The 1,133-nt window shown below is 34.2% G+C and carries 1 protein-coding gene; it reads right to left on the bottom strand.

Annotated features, from left to right (window positions below; all coding sequences use genetic code 11):
- On the bottom strand, window positions 1-1,133 hold a 1,133-nt coding region (locus tag ACRC28_RS12160; RefSeq protein ID WP_438543712.1), incomplete at both ends, for a DUF7507 domain-containing protein.

Genomic DNA, 1,133 nt, shown 5'->3' with positions numbered 1-1,133 from the left:
TTGGAATTGGATTTGGTACTGGAATTCCAGTTACACTTACTCTATAAGTCAATAAAACAGATTGTCCTATCGCTAAATTTCCAATATTAACTCCACTTTGGATATTCCCAGCATTTGGTGAACCATTTACAGTAAGGCTTCCATTTGTAAATGTTACATTACTTGCTTGAATTGTATCTGTTACTATTACATTTGTAAGGTCTAAATTCCCTGTATTTGTTACAGTAATCCCATAATTTAAAGTATCACCTATATTAGCACTTGTTTTATCTACTGATTTTACTATAGTAACTTCAGGTGTTCCTGATGGATTATTAACCTGAGTTGTTACATTGTTAGAATCTTTATTATTAGTTATAGGTGTGCCACCTGTAGGTGTATAAGTGTAACTAGCATTACTCTTATTAGGAATTGGGTTCGGTACAGGCATACTATTTATTTTTACTCTAAATACAATAACTGCCGATGCCCCAACTGCTAGGTTTCCAACGGTTATTCCACTACTTGGATTTCCTGGATTACTCACTCCATTTACAGTAGCAGAACCTGAAACAAAAGTTACACCACTAGCTTCAATAGCATCTGTGAACACTACATTAGTAAGTGGAAGAGTTCCTGTATTTTGTATAGTAGATGTATAAGTTATCTCATCACCTACATTTGCAATAGCTTTATCTACTGCTTTTATAATACTTGCATCTCCACCTCCTGTACTACCTTGAACATTTGTATTTACTACATTTGATGTTGATGTTCCTGGAGTTGGCGTTCCGCCAGGTCTTGTATAAGTATATCCAGAACCTGCTACATTTGGAATTGGATTCGGATTTGGAGTGCCATTAATTTTAACTTGATAAGTTAAAATAACAGTTGACCCAATTCCAATATTCCCAACATTAACTCCTGTTTGAATATCTCCACTATTTGGTATTCCATTTACTGTTAATGAACCTGGAACTATAGATATATTTCCAGCTTGAAGTGTATCTGTAACTATTACATTTGTTAAATCTAATGTTCCCGTGTTAGTTGCAGTTACGGCATAAGTCAATGTATCTCCTACATTAGCACTAGTTTTATCAACAGTTTTTATCAATGTTAATTCTGGATTACCACTTGGAGTATTTACTGTA

Source organism: Clostridium sp. (genome assembly GCF_051650885.1).
Classification (GTDB): domain Bacteria; phylum Bacillota; class Clostridia; order Clostridiales; family Clostridiaceae; genus Clostridium.
This window is presented reverse-complemented; position numbering and strand designations above follow the sequence as displayed.